The sequence below is a fragment of the Bradyrhizobium sp. 142 genome, from assembly GCF_023074015.1.
Lineage (GTDB): Bacteria > Pseudomonadota > Alphaproteobacteria > Rhizobiales > Xanthobacteraceae > Bradyrhizobium.
This window is the reverse complement of the sequence record NZ_JADPKQ010000004.1, coordinates 89775-110992: the sequence shown is the minus strand read 5'-3', so window position 1 is coordinate 110992 and position 21218 is coordinate 89775. Positions and strand designations below refer to the sequence as shown.

The 21218-nt window shown below is 64.3% G+C and carries 20 protein-coding genes; 10 read left to right on the top strand and 10 right to left on the bottom strand.

What is annotated here, in order from left to right; genetic code table 11:
- Window positions 1-61: 61 nt before the first annotated feature.
- From IVA82_RS00650 to IVA82_RS00625, 6 genes are all read right to left on the bottom strand, one after another.
- The gene (locus IVA82_RS00650; protein WP_247389364.1) at window positions 62-766 is read right to left on the bottom strand and encodes an ABC transporter ATP-binding protein; all 705 of its coding nucleotides are present in this window, start codon (window positions 764-766) and stop codon (window positions 62-64) included.
- On the bottom strand, window positions 750-1481 hold the full coding sequence (locus tag IVA82_RS00645; RefSeq protein WP_247389365.1) for an ABC transporter ATP-binding protein: 732 nt from the start codon (window positions 1479-1481) through the stop codon (window positions 750-752). Before IVA82_RS00645 ends, IVA82_RS00650 begins: the two co-directional genes overlap by 17 nt.
- Complete coding sequence (locus IVA82_RS00640; RefSeq protein ID WP_247389366.1) at window positions 1478-2461, bottom strand: branched-chain amino acid ABC transporter permease; 984 nt, start codon at window positions 2459-2461, stop codon at window positions 1478-1480. The genes IVA82_RS00645 and IVA82_RS00640 overlap by 4 nt, the downstream gene beginning before the upstream one ends.
- Window positions 2461-3294: a branched-chain amino acid ABC transporter permease gene (locus IVA82_RS00635; RefSeq protein WP_247389444.1), complete on the bottom strand. Its 834-nt coding sequence runs from the start codon at window positions 3292-3294 to the stop codon at window positions 2461-2463. The genes IVA82_RS00640 and IVA82_RS00635 overlap by 1 nt, the downstream gene beginning before the upstream one ends.
- A gap of 364 nt (window positions 3295-3658) precedes the next feature.
- A complete protein-coding gene (locus tag IVA82_RS00630) occupies window positions 3659-4906 on the bottom strand; it encodes an ABC transporter substrate-binding protein (protein WP_247389367.1) in 1248 nt (415 codons plus the stop codon).
- A gap of 88 nt (window positions 4907-4994) precedes the next feature.
- Window positions 4995-5810: a putative hydro-lyase gene (locus tag IVA82_RS00625; protein WP_247389368.1), complete on the bottom strand. Its 816-nt coding sequence runs from the start codon at window positions 5808-5810 to the stop codon at window positions 4995-4997.
- Window positions 5811-5929: 119 nt separating this feature from the next.
- On the opposite strand from IVA82_RS00625, the gene IVA82_RS00620 reads away from it, so the two are divergent.
- The 4 genes from IVA82_RS00620 to IVA82_RS00605 are packed head-to-tail and all read left to right on the top strand — an operon-like array spanning window position 5930 to window position 10144.
- Entirely contained in the window at window positions 5930-6847 is a 918-nt protein-coding gene (locus IVA82_RS00620; protein WP_247389369.1) for a LysR family transcriptional regulator, read from the top strand.
- Window positions 6848-6879: 32 nt separating this feature from the next.
- Window positions 6880-8130 (top strand): Zn-dependent hydrolase, encoded by a 1251-nt coding sequence (locus IVA82_RS00615; RefSeq protein WP_247389370.1) that lies wholly within the window; start codon window positions 6880-6882, stop codon window positions 8128-8130.
- Between the two features lie 17 nt (window positions 8131-8147).
- Window positions 8148-9059: an NAD(P)-dependent oxidoreductase gene (locus tag IVA82_RS00610; RefSeq protein WP_247389371.1), complete on the top strand. Its 912-nt coding sequence runs from the start codon at window positions 8148-8150 to the stop codon at window positions 9057-9059.
- A gap of 11 nt (window positions 9060-9070) precedes the next feature.
- On the top strand, window positions 9071-10144 hold the full coding sequence (locus IVA82_RS00605; RefSeq protein WP_247389372.1) for a malate/lactate/ureidoglycolate dehydrogenase: 1074 nt from the start codon (window positions 9071-9073) through the stop codon (window positions 10142-10144).
- Between the two features lie 186 nt (window positions 10145-10330).
- Here the strand turns inward: IVA82_RS00605 and IVA82_RS00600 are convergent, their stop codons facing one another.
- Window positions 10331-11404, bottom strand: a complete 1074-nt coding sequence (locus IVA82_RS00600; protein ID WP_247389373.1) for a tartrate dehydrogenase — start codon at window positions 11402-11404, stop codon at window positions 10331-10333.
- Between the two features lie 158 nt (window positions 11405-11562).
- Between IVA82_RS00600 and IVA82_RS00595 the strand changes: the two genes are divergently transcribed.
- Complete coding sequence (locus IVA82_RS00595) at window positions 11563-12339, top strand: SDR family oxidoreductase (RefSeq protein ID WP_247389374.1); 777 nt, start codon at window positions 11563-11565, stop codon at window positions 12337-12339.
- Window positions 12340-12457: 118 nt separating this feature from the next.
- Window positions 12458-13876 (top strand): amidase family protein, encoded by a 1419-nt coding sequence (locus IVA82_RS00590; RefSeq protein ID WP_247389375.1) that lies wholly within the window; start codon window positions 12458-12460, stop codon window positions 13874-13876.
- Window positions 13877-14075: 199 nt separating this feature from the next.
- On the opposite strand, the gene IVA82_RS00585 is transcribed toward IVA82_RS00590, so the two are convergent.
- Both IVA82_RS00585 and IVA82_RS00580 read right to left on the bottom strand, forming a co-directional pair.
- On the bottom strand, window positions 14076-15182 hold the full coding sequence (locus IVA82_RS00585; protein ID WP_247389376.1) for an amino acid ABC transporter permease: 1107 nt from the start codon (window positions 15180-15182) through the stop codon (window positions 14076-14078).
- Between the two features lie 2 nt (window positions 15183-15184).
- The gene (locus IVA82_RS00580) at window positions 15185-16372 is read right to left on the bottom strand and encodes an ABC transporter permease subunit (protein WP_247389377.1); all 1188 of its coding nucleotides are present in this window, start codon (window positions 16370-16372) and stop codon (window positions 15185-15187) included.
- An 87-nt stretch (window positions 16373-16459) separates the two neighbouring features.
- Here IVA82_RS00580 and IVA82_RS00575 point away from each other — a divergent pair, with 87 nt between their 5' ends.
- The 4 genes from IVA82_RS00575 to IVA82_RS00560 all read left to right on the top strand — a co-directional run bounded on the left by IVA82_RS00575 (window position 16460) and on the right by IVA82_RS00560 (window position 20434).
- On the top strand, window positions 16460-17332 hold the full coding sequence (locus tag IVA82_RS00575; protein ID WP_247389378.1) for a MurR/RpiR family transcriptional regulator: 873 nt from the start codon (window positions 16460-16462) through the stop codon (window positions 17330-17332).
- A gap of 3 nt (window positions 17333-17335) precedes the next feature.
- Entirely contained in the window at window positions 17336-18688 is a 1353-nt protein-coding gene (locus tag IVA82_RS00570; RefSeq protein WP_247389379.1) for an aspartate aminotransferase family protein, read from the top strand.
- Window positions 18689-18700: 12 nt separating this feature from the next.
- Window positions 18701-19714 carry an amino acid ABC transporter substrate-binding protein gene (locus tag IVA82_RS00565; protein WP_247389380.1) on the top strand — a complete coding sequence of 338 codons (1014 nt, stop codon included), beginning with the start codon at window positions 18701-18703 and terminating at the stop codon, window positions 19712-19714.
- 81 nt (window positions 19715-19795) lie between these two features.
- Window positions 19796-20434 (top strand): aspartate/glutamate racemase family protein, encoded by a 639-nt coding sequence (locus IVA82_RS00560; protein ID WP_247389381.1) that lies wholly within the window; start codon window positions 19796-19798, stop codon window positions 20432-20434.
- Here IVA82_RS00560 and IVA82_RS00555 read toward each other — a convergent pair.
- On the bottom strand, window positions 20431-21078 hold the full coding sequence (locus IVA82_RS00555) for a TetR/AcrR family transcriptional regulator (protein ID WP_247389382.1): 648 nt from the start codon (window positions 21076-21078) through the stop codon (window positions 20431-20433). The two genes, IVA82_RS00560 and IVA82_RS00555, sit on opposite strands and share 4 nt — an antisense overlap.
- Between the last annotated feature and the right edge of the window lie 140 nt (window positions 21079-21218).

Below are 21218 nucleotides of genomic sequence, written 5' to 3'. Positions count from 1 at the left end.
GAGGCGCGCAAGGGCGCGCACCTCAGGATGACGGCGGAGTCTATGGCGGCGGTTCAGAAAGCTACAGCCCCAGATACGCCTTTCGCACGTCCGGGTTGCCCCTGATCTCGGCCGCCGGACCCTGCATCAGCACGCGGCCGGTCTGCAGGATGTAGGCACGGTCGGCGATCTCAAGGCATTCGGCCATGCGCTGCTCGACGATCAGGACGGTCATGCCGGCGTCGCGGATGCGTCTGACCGCCTGAAAGATCTCGTCGACAAGCTTTGGCATGATGCCCTGCGAGGGCTCGTCCAGCATCAGCAGCCGCGGGCGCGTCATCAGGGCGCGGCCGATGGCGAGCATCTGCTGCTCGCCGCCGCTTAGCGTTTCGGCACGCTGGTCCAGGCGTTCGGACAGGCGCGGAAACAGCGTGAAAACGAGATCGAGCGGCTCTTCGCGATTCGCGTCGCCGCGGTAGAGATAGCTGCCGAGGCGGAGATTGTCGCGCACGGAAAGACGCGGAAACAGGCGGCGGTTCTCCGGCACGTAGGCGATGCCGGTGGCCGTGACGTGATGCTGCGCCATGCCGTCGAGGCGCTTGCCGTCGAACGTCACCGTGCCCGAACGCGGGCGCTCGGCGCCGGCGATGGATTTGAGCAGCGTCGACTTGCCCGCGCCGTTGGCGCCGGCCACGCACACGATCTCGCCCTTGGCGACTTCAATGCTGACCGCGGAGATCGCGACCAGGCCCTGATAGGCGGTCGTGACTTCATGCACCGACAGCATGACGATCTCCCAGATATGCGCTGATCACCTTGGCATCGCAGACGACATCGGCAGGCTTGCCCTCGACCAGGACCTTGCCGAGATCGAGCACGATGGCGCGATCGACCAGCGGCATCACGATCTCCATGACGTGCTCGACCATCAGCACGGTGATGCCGGCATCGCGAACCTTCCGCACCAGCGCAACGCCGGTCTGCGCCTCGGTCGGCGTCAGGCCGGTGAGGACTTCGTCGAGCAGCAGCAGTTTTGGCTCGGTCGCGAGCGCGCGCGCGACTTCGAGGCGGCGCTTCTCGGCCGGCACGAGATCGCTCGCGCGCACGTCGGCCCGGGCGGCAAGGCCGGTGAACTCCAGCACCTCATGCGCCTTGCGGCGCGCTTCGCGCATCACGGTGTTGCGCACCAGCGCGCCGACGATGACGTTGTCGATGACCGTCATGGTCTCAAAGCTCTTGACGACCTGGAAGGTGCGACCGACGCCGCGCTGGCAACGCTCGGCAGCCGGCATTTTGGTGACATCCTCGCCGTCGAACCAGATCGTGCCCTGGGTCGGCGGCAGCACGCCGGCGATGAGATTGAACAGCGTCGACTTGCCGGCGCCGTTCGGCCCAATCAGCCCGACGATTTCGCCGCGCCCGACCGAGATCGAGACGTCGCTGTTGGCGACGAGGCCGCCGAAGCGCTGCCAGACGCCGCGGGTTTCGAGGAGCGCGGTCATCGTGTGGCTCCCTTCGACTTCCCCCGCGAGAACAGGCTCACCAGGCCTTGCGGCAAGGCCAGCGAGATCAGCACGATCAGCGTGCCGTAGACAATGAGATCGACGCCGCGGCCGGACCCGCCGATGTAAGAGCGCGTCAGCTCCGTCATCGGAATCAGAATCGCCGCACCCAGCACCGGGCCCCAGAGGGTGCCGATGCCGCCGAGCACGGCCGGCAGCGCCATCAGCAGCGAAAATTGGAAGCCCATCACGCTCTCAGGATCGATATAGGCGAGAAACTGCGCATAGAAGGCGCCGCCGATGGCAACGAGGAAAGCGGAGACGGCAGCCGCGCCCATCTTGGAGTTGAACACGACGACGCCGAGGCTCTCGGCAGCTTCCGGATTGTCCTTCACCGCGCGCCACCAAAAACCCCATTTGGAGTCTTCGAGCCACCAGGTGACGAACCAGGCGAGACAACACAGCACCAGCGCGAAATAGAAGTACGGCAGCTTGCTGCGCATGAACTGGAATTTCAGCCAGCTGTCGCCGCGCACCGGAATGGTGATTCCCATCGCAGCCCCCGCCCACTCCCAGTTCTGGAACAGGAGCAGCCCGATCTCGGCGATGACGATGGTCGCGATCACGAAGTAATGGCCGCGCAGGCGGAAGAACGGATAACCGAGCCCCATTGCGATCAAGGCCGCAATCACGCCTCCGCCAAGCATGCCGAACCAGGGCAGCACGCCGAATTTGGTGAACAGGAGCTCGGTGGTGTAGGCGCCGATGCCGAAATAGAGCGCGTGGCCCAGCGAGATCTGTCCGCAATAGCCGGACAGGATGTTCCAGCTCTGTGACAGCGCCGCATACATCAAGGTCAGGATCAGGATGTTCTGGACGTAGACGTCCTTCACGAACAGCGGGGCGAGCGCGGCCAATGCGGCCAGCACCGCGGCGATGATCAGGTCGCGGCGGCGCCGCGCGGCAAAATTCTTGTCCATCACATCTGCCCGAACAGGCCGCGCGGCCGGATGAAGACGACCAGCAGGTACACGGCGTAGATGCCGACCGATTTCAGCGAGGGCGGCAGCACCAGAGCGGTGGTGGCTTCGACGAGACCGACAATGATGCCGCCGGCGAAGGCGCCGAACACGCTGCCGAAGCCGCCGAGCGCAACCGTGACATAGGCGATCAGCGCAAAGGACGCGCCGACGTCGGGATAAATGTAGAAGAAGCTCGCCATGATCGCGCCCGCGAGACCGACCAGCGCGGCGCCGAGGCCCCAGCCCAGCGCAAATACGCGGTTCTTATCGATGCCGACCAGCGCGACCGCACCAGGGTCTTCACGCGTCGCTTCCAGCGCGCGCCCGAAATCGGTGCGATGGATGAAGAAGTAGAGGCCAGCAAAGGCGAGAATCGAGACCAGCGCGCCGATCAGTTGCGGCTCCGGCAGGAAGACGCCGGCGACCGAGATGGTTTTGCCGCCAAGCCAGGACTGCGGAATGCTGCGGTAGTCCGGCGTAAAGAAGAACTGCGCCAGCCCGCGCATCACGATGGCCAGGCCAAAGGTCGAGAAGATCTGCACCATGCCGGCATTGGCCTTGGCCCGCATGGCAAAGCGTACGATCAATAGATAGACCACCGCCCCGAACACGAAGAGTGCCGCGGCAACCAGCGGCGCCGACAGCAGGGGGTCGATGGCGAAGAACGCAAACAGGAAGAAGCTGACGTACATGGCGATCATCAGAAACTCGCCATGGGCGAAGTTCACGACGTCCATCAGGCCGAAGATCAGCGCAAGGCCGACGGCGATCAGTCCGTAGAGCAGGCCCATCAGCAAGCCACTCGCGAGACTTTGGATAATGGCTTGGGCTGTCAAAAGGTTGTCCCCCGCAATACGCCCTCATCCTGAGGAGCGCGCCTAAGCGCGCGTCTCGAAGGATGGGCCCGCCCTCGTCCTTCGAGACGCGGGCTGCGCCCGCTCCTCAGGATGAGGGCGGGAGCTACAGCATCCGTCATTGCGAGGAGCTCGCGACAAAATTGCGAAGCAATTTTGCGCTGATGCGACGAAGCAATCCAGGCTGTCTCCACGGATACATTCCTGGATTGCTTCGCTGCGCTCGCAATGACGATGCGGTGAAGAAGTTCGGTGCTCTCGGCTGTCACAGTATTTGGTCCCCACCTGCCCTGCGCGCCACTTACTTCATCGGCCAGATCGCCTCGGCGATCGCGGCCTGCGGCGGGAAGATGGTGACGAACTTGCCGCCGACATATTGCAGCAGCACCGGGTCGGCGTCGTTGTTCTGACCCATCTCGTCGAACTTGACGCGCTTCCAGGGCATGATGGTCTGCTCGCCCGGGATGTCGGTCGCAGCCAGCGCATCGCGGATCTTCTCGCCATCGGCCGACTTGGCGCGGTTGATCGCGTCGGCGAGGATGATCAGGCCCATGAACTGGCGCGAGGTGAGATCGTTGAAGTCCTTGCCCGACTTCGCCTTGAACATCTCGTTGATCTTGCCGACCATCGGGCGCTTCTGCGCGAGGTCGAGCGAGAAGGTGCCGCGCGAGATCACGCCTTCGAGCTTGTCGCCGACGGCGTCGTAGAGCGCCTTCTCGGAGAAGCCGGCATCCTGCGCCACGATCGCGTTCGGCTTGTAGCCGAGCTCGGCCATGGTCTTGACCAGCAGGATCCCGTCGGTGGTGTAGCTCGACGGCATCAGCACGTCGGCATTGGAAGTCTTGATCTGCTGCACCTCGGCGGAGAGCGACGGCGAGTTGGCGCGGTACTTGATGTCGGTGACGATCTTGTAGCCGCGCTCGCCGGCGATCTTGGCCTGGGCGTTGGCGGAATCGGTACCGAAGATGGTGTCCTCGTGGAACAGCGAGAGCGTGTCGATCTTGGTGCCCTTCTTCTTCTTCATGGCGTCGAAGAAGTCGAACATCGCGGCCGAGTACATCTCGTCGTGCGGGGAGGCGCGGAAGTAATATTTGAGACCGCGGCGATGCAGGCTCGGCGACGAGTTGTCGGCGGACACGAACGGGATCTGGTAGCGTTCGCAGATCTGGCTGACGGTGACCGCGACCGCGCTCTGGTAGGTGCCGATGATGGCGGAGACCTTCTCCTGCGTGATCAGGCGCTCGGCCTCGGCGCGGCCCTTTTGCGGATCGGCCTGGTGGTCGGCGAACACGAGGCGAATCTTGGCGCCGCCAAGGCCGGGCAGGCCTTCGCCCTTCGCCAGCGGCAGGTCGAAATCGGTGTCCTTGTTGATGACCTCGAGCGCGGTCTCATAGGCCTTCTGCGCGTCGACGCCCTGCTGGGCGCTGCCGCCGGAGAAAGGATAGATGACGCCGATCACGACTTCCGAGATCTGCGCGCGGGCCGACAGCGGCATCAGCGCGGCAGTGGCGGTGGCACCTAGCAATACGTCGCGGCGAGAGATCGTCATGGCAAAGTCCCCTGTTACTGAATTTCGATTGATCGAATGAAGTGATTGATGGATGCGGTAAAGCCCGAAGAAGGAGCAATGCTGCCCACTAAATCACGGCCATGTTCCTGTTCTTGAGATCCGTCACCAGCATCAAGCCCGGCGAATGCGTGATCGCGAACGGCAGCTTGGCGGCGTTGATCACCGATTGCGGCGTGACGCCGCACGCCCAGAACACTGGAATCTCGTCGTCGGCGACCGGCACCGGATCGCCATAGTCGGGCTTGGCAATGTCCTTGATGCCGATCAGGTGAGGATGGCCGAGATGCACCGGCGCGCCGTGCACGGCGGGATAGCGCGAGGTGATCTGCACCGCGCGGATCGCATCCGCCGCCTTGAACGGGCGCATCGACACCACCATCGGGCCGGCGAACGGACCGGACTCGCCGCACGCGATGTTGGTGCGGTACATCGGCACGCGCACGTTCTGTTCGATGTGGCGGATCGGCATGCCCTCGTCGAGCAGAGCCTCTTCGAATGAGAACGAGCAGCCGAGCACGAAGGTGACGAGATCATCCCGCCAATGCTTCGTCACGTCGGTCGGCTCGTCGACCACCTCGCCGTCGCGCCAGACGCGGTAGCGAGGCACGTCGGTGCGAATGTCGAGATCGGCGCCGAGCGAGGGAATGTGGGGGCTGCCGACGTCTGACATGCCGATGATCGGGCACGGCTTCGGATTGAGCTGGCAGAAGCGGTGGAAGGCGCTGGCATATTCCGCTGGCAGGATCGCCAAATTGCCCTGGACGAAGCCGGGGGCAACACCCGCGGTCGAACCGACCTGACCACGTCGATAGGCAAGCCGCGCCAGACGGCTCGGGAGGGCGTCGGGCGTTTCAGTTTGCTGCGCTGCCACCAAAACAGTCATGTTATCGACCTGCCTATAAACTCGACAAAGACAGCCAATACCAGGCGTGCTATAAAGTCTAATCTTCGTTTCTAATCAATATCGATAAAACTACCTTATCGATCGGGAAAATCCTTCCAATGCTGGACTTCAGATCGATCGAGACATTCCTCTGGGTTGTAAAGCTCGGCAGCTTTCGTGGCGCTGCACAAAGGCTCAATACGACCCAGCCCGCGATCTCCCAGCGCATCGCTCAACTGGAACGCGAGATGGGCGTGAAGCTCCTCAACCGCGACCATCGCGTGGCCTCGCCGACGCCGAGTGGCCGGCAAATGATGGTCTATGCGGAGAAGCTGATCGGCCTGCGCGCCGCAATGGTGGCCGAGGTCGGCGACCGCTCGGCGATGCGCGGCGTGATGCGGCTCGGCGTCGCCGAGACCATCGTGCACACCTGGCTGCCGAGGCTCGTCAAGAGCATGAACGAAGTCTATCCGAACCTGTCGCTCGAGATCGAGGTCGACATCACCCCGAACCTCACAGCACGCCTGCTCGCGCAGGAGATCGAGCTTGCATTTGTGGTAGGGCCGCTGTCGGCCTCCGGCGTACATAACCGCGTGCTGGCGGATTATCCCATTGGCCTGCTCGCAAGCCCTTCGCTCGGACTTGGCGATGGACCGGTCACGCGGGTGGAGTTGGCGCGGTTTCCGATCATCACCTTCCCGCGCAAGACCAGGCCCTACGAAGTCGTGCGCGAGGTGTTCGACCGGCCCGAGCTGCCGCCGATCCGCCTGCACGCCTCCGCATCGCTTGCGACCGTCATTCACATGGCGGTCGAGGGACTTGGCATTGCCGTGATCCCCAACGCCATCGTCGAGAACGAGCTCGCGGACGGACGGCTGCAACTGCTTGATACGGATCTGAACATCGCGCCGCTGACGTTCACGGCGAGCTGGCTCGCTTCGCCCGACGTCGTGGCGGTGGAGCGCGTTGCCGAGCTTGCACGGCAGATTGCGCAGAGCAGCCTCGCGGTTGACGAGCCCGCGCCAGCGCGTCATTGAAAAAGACGCCGGACAATTGAGAGACTGACCGCATGAGCCGAGCCGCCACCAACCTGCAAATCGATTCCGTCCGCCTCTGGGGCTCCATCCACGAGACCGCGCAATTCGGCGCAACAGCCAAAGGCGGCGTGCGCCGGCTGACCTTGAGCGCAGAGGACAAGCAGGTGCGCGACTGGTTCCGCCAGGCTTGCGAGGACGCCGGCTTGGAGGTGCATGTCGATGCGCTCGGCTCTCAGTTCGGGTTGCGCAAGGGACGGGACATGTCGAGGCTGCCGGTGGGCATCGGCTCGCATCTCGACACGCAGCCGACCGGCGGCAAGTATGACGGCATTCTGGGAACGCTCGGCGCGCTTGAGGTGATCCGCACGCTCAACGACGCCGGAATCGAGACAGAGGCGCCGATCTGCGTCGTCAACTGGACCAATGAAGAAGGCTCGCGCTTCGCGCCTGCGATGATGGCCTCCGCCGCCTATGTCGGCGACTTCACCACCGACGACATTTTGTCGCGCAAGGACGCCGAGGGCACCACCGTCGGCCAGGCGCTCGACGGCATCGGCTATCGTGGCGATAAGCTGGTCGGCTTCCAGAAGCTCGGCTGCTTCGTCGAGCTGCACATCGAGCAGGGCCCGATTCTGGAAGCCGAAGGCAAGACCATCGGCGTGGTCGATTCCGGCCAGGGCGTACTCTGGTACGATGGCAAGATTTCCGGCTTTGAGAGCCATGCGGGGTCGACGCCGATGCCGCTGCGGCGCGATGCTCTGGCGACGCTATCGGAGATCGTGCTGGCGATGGAGAGCATCGCGAAGAAGCACGGGCCGAACGCGGTCGGCACCGTCGGCGAAGCCGTGATCGCAAATCCCTCGCGCAACGTCATTCCCGGCGAGATCGCCTTCACGATGGATTGCCGCAGCGCGGATGGCGCAATCATGGATGAGCTCGATCGTGATCTGCGCGCTGCAATCGCCGAGATCGCCGCGCGTCGCAAGGTCGAGGTGACCATCGACCTGGTCTGGCGCAAGCCGCCGACACATTTTGATCCCAAGCTGATTGCGGCGGTCGAGAATGCGGCGAAGACGCTCGGCTATTCCTCGCGCCGCATCACCTCCGGCGCCGGCCACGACGCCTGCAACCTCAACACCATCATGCCGGCCGCAATGGTGTTCGTGCCCTGCAAGGACGGCATCAGCCACAACGAACTCGAGGATGCGACGCAGCCCGACTGCGCCGCAGGCACCAACGTCCTCATGCATACCGTGCTGGCAATCGCCGGCGTCGCGTCCTGATTAAGTGGAGTAGCGCCATGCGCGGAGTTTTCGTCGACGCCAACGAAGCCCTGGCCGTGATCATGGGGCGGCTGGAGCAGCCTGGCGATCCCAAGGTGCGGATCCACAGGGATCCCGACATCAAGCCCGAACAGTATCCAGACATCCTCGACGGCGCCGAGATCGCGATCGTCGACCACACCGCGTTGCCGACCGAAATTGCGAAGAAGTGCACTGGCCTTAAGCACGTCGTGTTTCTCGGCACCGGCGCGCGCAGCTACATGAACCCGGAAGAACTTAGCCAGCTCGGCATCTCCGTGCATCTGATCAAGGGTTATGGCGACACGGCGGTCGCGGAATCCGCGATCGCGCTGATGTGGGCGTCGGCCCGTGGGATCGCGATGATGGATCGCGAGATGCGTGTCGGCAACTGGCTGCGCGAGGACGGCATGCAGCTCACCGGCAAGACGCTCGGCCTCATCGGCTTCGGCGGCATCGCCGCGGAAGTCGCGCGTATCGCATCAGGCAGCGGCATGAAGGTGATTGCCTGGAACCGCTCGCCGAAGAGCCATCCCGGTGTGGAGTTCACCGATCTCGACACGGTGCTGGCAAGAAGCGACGTTGTTTCGCTGCATCTCCTGCTCAATGACGAGACCCGTGGCATGATCACGCGCGAGATGATGTTTGCGATGAAGCCGGGCGTCATCCTCATCAACACCGCCCGCGCCGCGGTCGTCGACGAGGCCGCGATGATCGACGCGCTGAGGTCCGGCCACATCCGCCATGCCGGCCTCGACGTCTTCAACATAGAGCCGCTGCCCGGCGATCATCCGCTGACAAAACTGCCGAACGTGACGTTGTCGGCGCATTCGGCGTTCCGCACGCCGGAGGCGAGCGAGAATCTAATCGAGGCAGCGTGGCAACACTGCCGCCGGATCGCGAAGGGATAAGAACAACAACAATGGCCGAGTATCGCAACATCAAGGCACAGCCGCTCACCAACGCCATCCGCGCCATCGCCAAGGCAGGCGGCTCGACGGACCGCGAAGCCGAGCTGGTCTCCACCAACCTCGTCGAAGCGAACCTGAAGGGCCACGACTCCCACGGCGTGGGCATGATCCCGCGTTATGCCGAAGCGGTCGCCGAGGGCGGCCTCGCCGTCAACCAGCACGTCAAGATCGTGATGGACACGGGCCCCTTGCTCACGCTCGACGGCCTCACCGGCTACGGCCAGGTGATGGGCCATGAGGCGATGGAACTCGGTGCCGAGCGTGCCAAGCGCAACGGTGTCTGCGTGGTCGGCCTGTCGAACTCGCACCATATCGGACGCATCGGCCACTGGGCCGAGCAGTGCATCGATCACGGGCTGGTATCGATCCACTTCGTCAACGTGATCTCGCGGCCGATCGTGGCGCCCTGGGGTGGCAGCGATGCGCGCCACGGCACCAACCCGTTCTGCGTCGGCATCCCGCGCGCCGGCAAGGAACCGATCGTGCTCGACTTCGCCACCAGCAAGATCGCGCAGGGCAAAACCCGCGTCGCCCACAACAAGGGCGTCGAACTCGAGCCCGGCACCATCATCGACAACGAAGGCAGGCCCACCAACAATCCCCGCTACACCGTGATTGCGCCGCACGGCGCCATCCTGCCGTTCGGCGAGCACAAAGGCTCGGGACTGGCGCTGGTGTGCGAACTGCTTGGCGGCGCACTCTCCGGCGGCGAGGTTGTCAAAAGCCCGGCCGACGGCAAGCGGCGCGTCCTTAATGGCATGCTCTCGATCCTGATCGACCCGAGCAAGCTCGGCACGGGCGAGAACCTGGCGCGCGAAGTCGAGAGCTTCGTCGCCTGGCACACCGGCTCACCGCCCGCCCCCGGCGTCGACAAGGTGAAGATCGCCGGCGAGCCCGAGCGCGAGACAAAGAAGAAGCGGCTCGCCGAAGGCATTCCGGTCGACCCGACTACCTGGCAGGAGATTCTGGAGGCCGGGAAGCGGTTCGGGCTGGATCAGGCGGCGATCGAAAAGATCGTGGGTTGATTGCACGGCCAGCAATGCTGATTTCCTTCTCCCTTGTGGGAGAAGGTGCCCCGAAGCGCCGGATGAGGGGGTGCATCCGCGAATTCAATGGTGAGAGCCTCACTCACTGAGAGAGACCCCTCACCCGTCTTCGATGCTTCGCATCGAAAGCACCCCCTCCCACTAGGGGAGAGGGAAAGCAGCATCCTAATCCACCATCTCAGCGACCGCCTTGCCGCAGGCTGTCGTGTCGGCGTTGCCGCCGAGATCCCTGGTGCGCAGTGTGCGTTCTGCGAGCGTTCGCTCGATTGCATCGACGATCGACTTGCCGGCTTCCTTCTCGCCGAGATGCTCGAGCATCATCGCGCCCGACCAGACTGCGCCGATCGGGTTGGCGATGCCCTGACCCGCGATATCGGGCGCCGAGCCATGCACCGGCTCGAACACCGATGGGAAATTACCCTCGGGATTGATGTTCCCGGACGGCGCAATGCCGATGGTGCCGGTGCAGGCGGGGCCAAGGTCGGAGAGGATGTCACCGAACAGGTTTGAGCCGACCACGACGTCGAACCAGTCCGGATGCAGCACGAAGTTCGCGGTCAAAATGTCGATGTGGTATTTGTCCCACTTCACCCTCGGAAAGTTCTTCGCCATCGCCTCCACTCGCTCGTCCCAATAGGGCATGGTGATGGAGATGCCGTTGGACTTGGTCGCCGACGTCAGGTGCTTCTTCGGCCGCGACTGCGCAAGCTCGAAGGCGAATTTCAGGATGCGGTCGACACCGACGCGGGTCATCACGGTCTGCTGCGTCACGAATTCGCGGTCGGTCTCCGGGAACATGCGGCCGCCGACGGAGGAATATTCGCCTTCCGTGTTCTCGCGCACCACCCAGAAATCGATGTCGCCGGGCTTGCGGCCCGCCAGCGGCGACGGCACGCCTGGCATCAGCCGCACCGGCCGCAGGTTCACATACTGGTCGAACTCGCGGCGGAATTTGATCAGCGAACCCCACAGCGAAACGTGATCGGGGATCTTGGCCGGCCAGCCGACCGCGCCAAAATAGATCGCATCGTGCTTGCCGATCTTCTCCTTCCAATCGTCCGGCATCATCTGGCCGTGCTTCTCATAATAGTCCCAGGACGAGAAGTCGAAATGATCGAAATGCAGGGAGACCCCGTGCTTCTTCGCCGCCGTTTCCAAGACGCGCAGGCCTTCAGGCATGACTTCCTTGCCGATGCCATCGCCGGGAATGACCGCGATCCGGTATTGCTTCTTGCTCATCAAAAACGTCCCTGGTTAGTCCGGCAGCCGCCGCCTTTTTTGATCGCACTGCAATGGACCAAAGTCAGCGGCAGTGCAACGCTGCACTGCAATGTTGACCGTGGCGCGGCCGACCGCCTACTGATTTCATCCTGTTCCTTTCCTGCGAGTTAACTCCTATGGATCTGCATCTACGTGGCAAGCGCGTCCTGATCACCGGCGCGTCCAAGGGCATCGGCGCAGCCGCCGCCGAGGCGTTCGCCGAGGAAGGCTGCCATCTGCTGCTCGCCGCCCGCAGCGGCGATCAGCTCAAGGCGCTGGCCGAGCGCCTGCGCTCTGCGCATCAGATCGACGCCGTCACGAGCATCGTGGATTTGCGCCAGAGCGAGGATTTGGCGCGACTGGCGAAAGAAGCCGCCGACATCGACGTGCTCGTCAACAACGCCGGCGACATCCCCGGCGGCTCCATCGACAAGATCGACGAGGCGACCTGGCGGCACGCCTGGGAGCTGAAAGTGTTCGGCTACATCAACCTGACGCGACTGATCTACGCGCAGATGAAGGCCAAGGGCGGCGGCGTGATCGTCAACGACATTGGTGCTGCCGGCGAAAAGTTCGACGCCAACTACATCTGCGGCAGCGCCGGCAACGCCGCGCTGATGGCTTTCACGCGCGCACTCGGAGGCAAGAGCCTTGCCGACAACATCCGCGTGGTCGGCATCAATCCTGGTCCGGTCGGCACCGACCGTCACGTGACGCTGCTGAAGACGCGGGCCAAGCAACAGCTCGGCGACGAGACCCGCTACAAGGAATTCCAGAAGAGCCTGCCGCTCGGCAGGCCTGCGCATGCGCGCGAGATCGGCGACCTCATGACGTTTCTGGCGTCGGATCGCTCCGGCTATACGTCGGGCGTCATCTATACGGTGGATGGCGGCATCAGCGCGGGATGGGGCTAACGCTTTCCTCGTCATTGCGAGCGAAGCGAAACAATCCAGACGGCCGCCACAGGTATATTTCTATTGCTTCGCTTCGCTCGCAATGACGGAGCCTAGAATATGCATAGGAGTAAACTAATTGTCTCAAGACTTGATCTGCGAAACCGCCTGCACGATCGTCGACAAGCTGCGTTCCGGCGATGTCTCCCCGCTCGAACTTCTGGATGTGCTGGAGAAGCGCATCGCCGAGGTTGACGGCAAGGTCAATGCGCTGCCCACGCTGTGCTTCGACCGTGCGCGGACCAACGCCAAGGCGCTGATGCAGAAGCCGGCCGGCGCGCGTGGGCTGCTTGCGGGCTTGCCGGTGCCGATCAAGGACCTGACCGATGTCGCCGGCGTGCTGAACACGCAGGGCTCGCCAATCTTCAAGGACAATGTGCCCAAACAGTCCGATCTCATGGTCGAGCACCTCGAAGACAATGGCGCGGTCGTCTACGCCAAATCCAACACGCCGGAGTTCGGCGCCGGCGCCAACACATTCAACGAAGTGTTCGGTGCAACCCTCAATCCGTGGGACACGACCAAATCTGCGGCCGGCTCTTCAGGCGGCGCCGCCGCGGCGCTTGCAACCGGCATGGCCTGGCTCGCGCAAGGCTCCGACATGGGCGGCAGCCTGCGCAGCCCCGCAAGCTTCTGCGGCGTCGTCGGCATGCGGCCGAGCATCGGCCGCGTCGCGCATACACCAAAGGCAGGCATCGACCGCAATCTTGGCGTCCAGGGCCCGATGGCCCGCAACGTCGAGGATCTCGCGCTGCTGCTCGACGCCATGAGCGGCGACTATGCCGCGGACCCGCTGTCGCTGCCGGCGCCTTCGACCTCGTTTCTCTCGGCGGCGCGATCGGGCACGAAACCGCTGCGCATCGCCTATTCGCCCGATCTGGGCATCACGCCGGTCGATTCCGAGGTCAAGGCGATCACGCGCAAGGCGGCGGAGCGCTTCACAGAGGCCGGCGCCACCGTCGAGGAAGCCCATCCCGACTGGCGCGAAGCGCACGAATGCTTCCACGTGCTGCGCGCGTTCGACTTCGCAATCAGCAAGGCGCAGCTGCTGCGGACCAAACGCGACCTGCTCAAGCCCGAGGTGATCTGGAATATCGAGGAAGGACTCAAGCTCACCGTCGAGCAGCTCGAACGCGCCGAGGCGCAGCGCGTCGGGATGACCGCGCGCGCGGTCGAGTTCTTCCAGACCTATGATCTCCTGCTGGTGCCGACGACGATCGTGCCGCCCTTCCCGATCGAGAACCGCTATGTCGCCGAATGCGCCGGCAAGAGGTTCGACAATTACGTCGAATGGCTCGGCATCGTCTACGCCATCACGCTCGCCTGCTGCCCCGCGCTGTCGCTGCCCTGCGGCTTCACCGCCTCGGGCCTGCCGGTCGGCGTGCAGGTCGTCGGTGCGCCGCGCGCAGATGCGCAGGTCATCGCGGGCGCAAAGGTGTTGGAGGATATTCTGGGCCTGCGCGGCACGACGCCGATTGATCCGAAGGTGAAGACGTAATCGTTTCAAAGCGCGAGCTCGGTAGCACCCTCTCCCCTTGTGGGCCCCCTTGTGGGAGAGGGTGGCTCGCCGCATAGCGGCGAGACGGGTGAGGGGTATCTCTCCGCGAGGGGCAATCTCACCGTCCGAATTCGACGATAGAGCCCCTCATCCGGCGCTTCGCGCCACCTTCTCCCACAAGGGGAGAAGGAAGAGATCCTCACCTCTCGCGCGTTGCCTCCAGACTCCGGCTGTAGCGCGACATCGCGAAGCAGAAGACAAAATAGATCGCCGCCACGAAGATATAGACCTCGACCGAAAACTGCTGCCAGGCGGGATCGATGATCGCGGTCTTGGCTGTGGTCAGCAGGTCGAAAATGCCGATGATCAGGACGAGGCTGGTATCCTTGAAGAAGGCGATGAAGGTGTTGACCAGCGGCGGGATGACGTGGCGGATCGCCTGCGGCAGGACGATCAGCCGATTCTTGCGCCAATAGGACAGGCCGAGCGCATCGGCGGCCTCATACTGCCCGCGTGGCACCGCCTGAAGGCCGCCGCGGATGACTTCGGCAAGGTAGGCGCCCGCGAACAGGATGATCGCGATCTGCGCCCGCAGGAGCTTGTCGATGTTGAAGCCGCTGGGCATGAACAGCGGAAACATCACGCTCGCCATGAACAGCAGGCTCACGAGCGGCACGCCGCGGATCAGCTCGACATAGACCACCGAGAGCGAACGAATCGCCGGCAGATTCGAGCGCCGGCCGAGCGCGACGAGGATGCCAAGCGGAAAGCCGAAGGCGAGGCCGAAGGTGGCGAGGATCAGCGTCACCGGCAAGCCGCCCCAACGATCCTGCGAAACGAATGACAAGCCGAGCACGCCGCCCCACATCAGCACGCTGATCAGGCCAAGCACGGCGATCCAGAGATAGACCAGCTCGCGGCGCCACAAGGCGCGGCGGGAGGACAGATAAAACAGCGCGATGAACAGCAGGACCGACAGCGCCGGCCGCCACTGTTCGTCGAACGGATAGGTGCCGAACAGGATGAAGCGGTACTTTTCGGGGATGATCGCCCAACAAGCGCCAAGACCGCGCGCGGCACGGCAGGCGCTGGAGTCGTTGGCCGGCGTGAGCCAGACCGCATTGGCGATGCCCCATTGCACGAAACCGATGACGCCCCTCGCGAGCACCGCCAGCAGCACGACCGAGAGGATGCCGTTCGGGATCGACGAGAACAGGTTGGTGCGCAGCCAGCGCAGCACCGGGTTTCCCATTTGCGGGCGGCGAGCTGCGCGCGGTACGTCCGGCATGTCGGTAACGGCCGTCATGCTCAGCGCTCCACCAGCGCGATGCGCGCATTGTACCAGTTCATGAAGAAGCTGATGCCGAGGCTGATGGTCAGGAACACCGCCATGATCAACGCGATCGCCTCGATCGCCTGTCCGGTCTGGTTCAGCGTAGTGTTGGCGATCGAGACGACGTCCTGGTAGCCGATCGCCACCGCGAGCGAGGAGTTTTTGGTCAAGTTGAGATATTGGCTAGTCATCGGCGGCACAATCACCCGCATAGCTTGCGGCAAGACGATCTGCCGCAGCATGAAGCTGCGACGCAAGCCTAGCGCATTGGCGGCATCCCACTGGCCGCGCGGCACCGATTGGATGCCGCTGCGCACGATCTCGGCGATGAAGGCGGAGGTATAAGTAACGAGCGCAATCAGCAGCGCAAAATACTCAGGCGCGAGCGTCAGCCCGCCGACGAAGTTGAAGCCGCGCAACTCGGGCCATTCGATCGTCCAGGGCACGCCGAGCAACACGGACACGAGCGCCGGAAGCACCACGATGAGACCAAGCGCAAAAGGCCAAGCCGGCCGTGGCTTGCCGTCGCGCATCTGCCGCGCGATCAGCCATCGCCGGACGCCGTAGAACACGGCTACGCCCAGCACGGCCGTGCAGAGCACCCAAAGTTGCGGTCTCCCGATCGGGACCGCCGGCAGGATCAGGCCGCGGTTGGAGAGGAACACGCCATCGATCGGCCGAAACGCCGCGCGCGCGGCCGGCAGCGCCTGCATCAGGACATACCAGAACAGCAGCTGGAGCAGCAGCGGGATGTCGCGCAGCACCTCGACATAGACGGCGGCGAGGCGGGAGAGCAGCCAGTTGGCCGACAGCCGCGAGATCCCGATCAGCGTGCCCAAAATCGTCGCGAGCACGATACCAATCACGGCGACGCGCAAGGTGTTGGCGACGCCGACGACAAAGGCCCAGAGGTAGGTATCCCTCGGATTGTAGGCGACGAGACTATCGGCGATGGGCATGCCGGCCTCGCGGCCGAGGAAGGCAAAGCCGGTGGTAATGCGGCGGGCCGACAGGTTGGTGACGGTGTTGGACCAGAGAAAGACGACGACCGCGACCGCAATCCCGACCACCAGGACTTGCCAGAACAGGCCCTTCAGCTCGCGGCTTCCGAGTGCGACAGACAAACGGCGGCGTGGCGGCGGTCTGGGATCATCGGTGGTCACAGCACAAAAATCCTCATCGAGAGCAGCGATTTCCGGCGGCGCACGTCAACTGTTGCACCAATCTTCAGTTCGTGCAACAAATGTTTCATGGCCGAGCCCGCGAAATCCTCGCCCCTGAGCGAACTGCGCATTGCACTGCCATCGCTCCCGATGCGGCTGCAGGAGGTCGGGCGCTTCGTCGCGGCCAACGATTACGACGCCACCACCCGTTCAATGCGCGACCTTGCAGCGGTTGCCGGCGCCGATCCCGCCGCGTTTACGCGGCTTGCGAAAGCAATCGGCTATTCCGGCTGGGACGAATTGCGCGCCGCGCTGACGGAAGCGAGGCGGCCGTTGCAGCTGGCGCCTTTCTCCGTCCGCGCGAAAAGCCGCCGCCACGGCCCCAACGCCGATGTCGCCCTCGTCACCGACAAGCTCGACGCCGAGGCTGCGGGGCTTCTGCGCATTCCAGCGCAGCCGATTGCGGAGGCGGCGCACGCACTGCATATCGCAAAGCGGATCTGGATCACCGGCTATCGAAGCTGCCGCAGCGTCGCGGAGTTGCTGAACTACGAGTTGCGGCTGTTCCGTCCCGATCAGGTGCAGATCGTCGGCGGGTCCGGTCCTGACGATCTCGACCTCGGCGCCTTTCGCCCCGGCGAAGCCGTCATCGTCATCGGCTTTCTGCCCTATACGCATGCGAGCGTCCGGGTCGCACAGGCTGCCTATCGCGCCGGTGCAACCTTGATCGCGATTGCGGACCGCGTGGCGGCTCCGATGGCCGAAGGCGCCGACCATGTGCTGCTGTTCGAAGCGGCCTCCTCCCCCGGCTTCTTCCCGAGCCTCACCGGCGCAATCGCGATTGCGCAGTCGCTGGCCGCCGTGACGTTCTCGCTCGGCGGCACGGCGGCGAAGAAGCGCCTTCAGGATACCGAGGTGCGGCTGGCCGCAGCCTCCACCTATGTTTCAGAGAAAGGTTGATCCATGGCCGCTCGCATCAGCCGCGTGCTGCATCGTTCGTTGCGCGAGACGCCGCCGCCCAAGGCGATCGGCGGTGAAGGCGTCTACCTCTTCGCCGAGGACGGCCGCCGCGTGATCGACGCTTCCGGCGGCGCAGCGGTCTCCTGCCTCGGCCACCAGCACCCGCGCGTGATCGCGGCGATGGCCAAGCAAGCCTCGACGCTGGCCTATGCCCACACCGCATTCTTCTCGTCCGAGCCGGCGGAGGCGCTCGCCGAAACACTGGTCGGGCAGGAGCCGGGCGGTCTCGCCTACGTCTATTTCGTCAGCGGCGGATCGGAGGCGATCGAAGCCAGCATCAAGCTAGCGCGGCAATATTTCATCGAGCGCGGCGAGCCGCAGCGGCAGCACTTCATCGCGCGGCGGCAGAGCTACCACGGCAATACGCTGGGCGCACTCGCCGCCGGCGGCAACGCCTGGCGGCGTGCGCCCTATGCGCCGTTGCTGTCGGCCGCCTTTAGCCACGTGACTCCCGCCTTTGCCTATCATGAGAAACACAACGGCGAGTCGGATGCGCAGTTCGTGGCGCGGCTCGCGGCCGAGCTCGAAGCCGAGTTTCAACGGCTCGGTCCCAACTCCGTCGCAGCATTCCTCGCCGAGCCCGTCGTCGGCGCGACCGCCGGTGCCGTAACGGCACCGGACGGCTACTTCAAGGCGGTGCGCGAGATTTGCGACCGGCACGGCGCGCTGCTCATCCTCGACGAGGTCATGTGCGGCATGGGCCGCACCGGCACAACACACGCGTGGGAACAGGAAGCCGTCGCGCCCGACATCCAGGCCATCGCAAAAGGCCTCGGTGGTGGTTATCAGCCGATCGGCGCGATGCTCGCGAGCGGCAGGATCATCGACACCATTCGCGCCGGTTCCGGCGCGTTTCAGCATGGCCACACTTATATGGCACATCCGCTCGCCTGCGCGGCCGCGCTCGCGGTGCAGGATGTGATCCGCGAGGATCGGCTGCTCGATCGCGTCAAGGAGCGCGGCAAGCAGCTCGAGCAGCGCCTCGTCGAACGCTTCGGCAATCACCGCCATGTCGGCGACATCAGGGGGCGCGGCCTGTTCTGGGCGATCGAGCTCGTCGCCGATCGCGCCAGCCGGACGTCGTTCGATCCGGCGCTCAAGCTCAACCAGAAGATCAAGGCAGAAGCCTTTGCCAACGGGCTCGGCTGCTATCCCGGCGGCGGCACCGTGGACGGGGTCCGCGGCGACCACGTGCTGCTGGCGCCGCCCTATATCGCTTCGGCTGAGGAGATCGACGAGATCGTCGACAAGCTCGGCACGGCCGTCGACAACGTATTGCGTAGTGTCAATCACTGAGGGGAGACTAGCATGATGAAGAAAGTAGCTATCGCGGCAGGCCTGCTCGCGACATCGACGGTTGTCGCGGCGGCCGCGACGCTCGACACGGTGAAAAGCCGCGGCACGCTGGTGTGCGGCGTCAGTGCCGGCTTTGCCGGTTTCTCCGCGCCAGACTCGCAGGGCAATTACAAGGGTCTCGACGTCGACTATTGCCGCGCGCTCGCGGCCGGTGTGCTCGGCGATCCCAGCAAGGTGCGTTACGTCTCGCTGACGGCACAGAACCGCTTCACCGCGCTGCAATCGGGCGAGATCGACGTGCTCTACCGCAACTCGACGGAGACTTATCTGCGCGGCGTCACGCTGGGCCTGCGGCAGGGCCCGATCAACTTCTACGACGGCCAGGGCTTTGTCGTGAAGAAGGATCTCGGCGTGAAGGAGATCAAGGATCTCAAGGGCGCCACCGTCTGCGTCGCACAAGGCACCACGCATGAGGTCACGCTCGGCGATTACGGCCGCGCCAACGGCATCGACTGGAAGCCGCTGGTGTTCGACCGCGTCGACACGATGTACCAGACCTTCTTTGGCGGCCGCTGCGATGCCATGACCCAGGACGCTTCTGCGCTCGCAGGTGCCGTGACGACCGCAGCGCCGAACCCGGCCGACTACGTCGTGCTGCCGCAGACCATCAGCAAGGAACCGCTCGGACCCTTCACCCGCAACGGCGACGAGGTCTGGAGCGACATCATCACCTGGCTGCATTACGGGCTGATCGAGGCCGAAGAGCTCGGCGTCACGCAAGGCAATGTCGACGAGATGGCGAAGTCGCAGACGCCCGCGGTGCAGCGCCTGCTCGGTGCCTCCGGCGATCTCGGCTCGCGGCTCGGGCTCGATAACAAATGGCTGGTCACGGCGATCAAGGCAGGCGGCAATTACGGCGAGATCTACGAGCGCAATGTCGGCAAGGCCAGCCCGCTCAAGCTCGAGCGCGGCCTCAACGGGCTCTGGAGCAAAGGCGGCTTGATGTACGCGGTGCCGTTCAAGTAAGGAGTTCACCTGCGGACAGAGCCCCTCATCCCGACCCTCTCCCCGTAAGAACGGGGAGAGGGAGGAGAAGCACCGAGCCCCATGCGCATCGCCCTGATCCACGCCCTCAAGCATTCCATCGCGCCGATCGAGGCGGCGTTCGCGACGGCTTGGCCGCAGGCCCGGCTAATGAACCTGCTCGATGACAGCCTGTCCGCGGACCTGGCCCGTGGCGGCACACTCAACGACGCCATGACCGAGCGCTTCCTTGCACTCGGCGATTATGCGATGGCGACGGGGGCTGACGCGATCCTGTTCACCTGCTCGGCTTTCGGCCCCTGCATCGAAGCGGTTGCCCGGGCGCATGCGCCGAAGCCGGTGTTGAAGCCGAACGAGGCCATGATCGAGCAGGCGGTGACGATGGGCAAGCGCATCGGCCTGCTCTCGACCTTTCCGCCGACGCTGGTCTCGATGCCACCGGAATTTCCTGCCTCCATCGAAGTCGTGCCGAAGCTTGCCGAAGGCGCGCTGGCCGCGCTCGACCGCGGCGACCGTGCCGAGCACGATAGGCTGATCGTAGAAGCATCAAAGGATTTGCGCGATTGCGACATCGTCGCGCTGGCGCAGTTCAGCATCGCGGCAACTGCACCGCTGGTCGCGGAGGCCACCGGCCGACCCGTGGTGACCACGCCGGACAGCGCCGTCCACAAGCTGAAGAAGCTCCTTGCGGCGAAAGCTTAAACGCCCGCCTTCGCCCTGCGGCGCGCGTCCTTGATCGCAGCCGCGAGCGCCGTCTTGGTTTCGTTCACGAAATCCTCGACCAGGTCTTCGCGCGTGGCGTGAGCCGCCTCGCCGGTAAAAAGGCCCTGCTCGGCCAGCATCACCACGCCGTGTAGCGCCGCCCAGATCTTGAGGGCTTGCCGCTCGCGCAAATACTCAACCGCCGGCGCTTCCAGGGCTTCGATCACCAGCGCAAAAGTCTCGCGCGTCGCCTCGTGCAGCTCGCTGCCCTTTGCTGCGCACGACACCGTGCGCGAGGCGAACATCAGTCGGTAGATGCCATTGCGGCGCAGGCCGAAATCCAGCGTGGCCTGGGCCAGCCGCGAGAGCTTCGACTGCTTCGAGGGCTTTGCCATCGCCACCCGCAAAATCGCGCTGAGCTGCCGGAACGCCTCCGCCGTCACCGCAGCAAGCAGCGCCTCGCGATCGGCAAAATGACGGTAAGGCGCCGGCTGCGAGACGCCGAGCTGCTTTGCAAGCGCCTTGATGCTGATTGCCTCCGCCCCGCCCTGCTCCGCCTCACGCAGCGCAGCCTTGATCAAGGCGTCGCGGAGATCGCCGTGGTGGTAGGTATTCTCCGGCTTGCGGGCAAGTTGTGAACGCATGTTGCGCCGAGCCTATAAGTTTGCGCTTGACAGGGGAAGCCCGTCGCCAATGTAATATACTATAACTTAAAGCAGCGGCGAAGTCCGTGGATAAGAACTGACATGAGGAACGGGCGCGCCTTCGGGCGCGGCGTGCACAC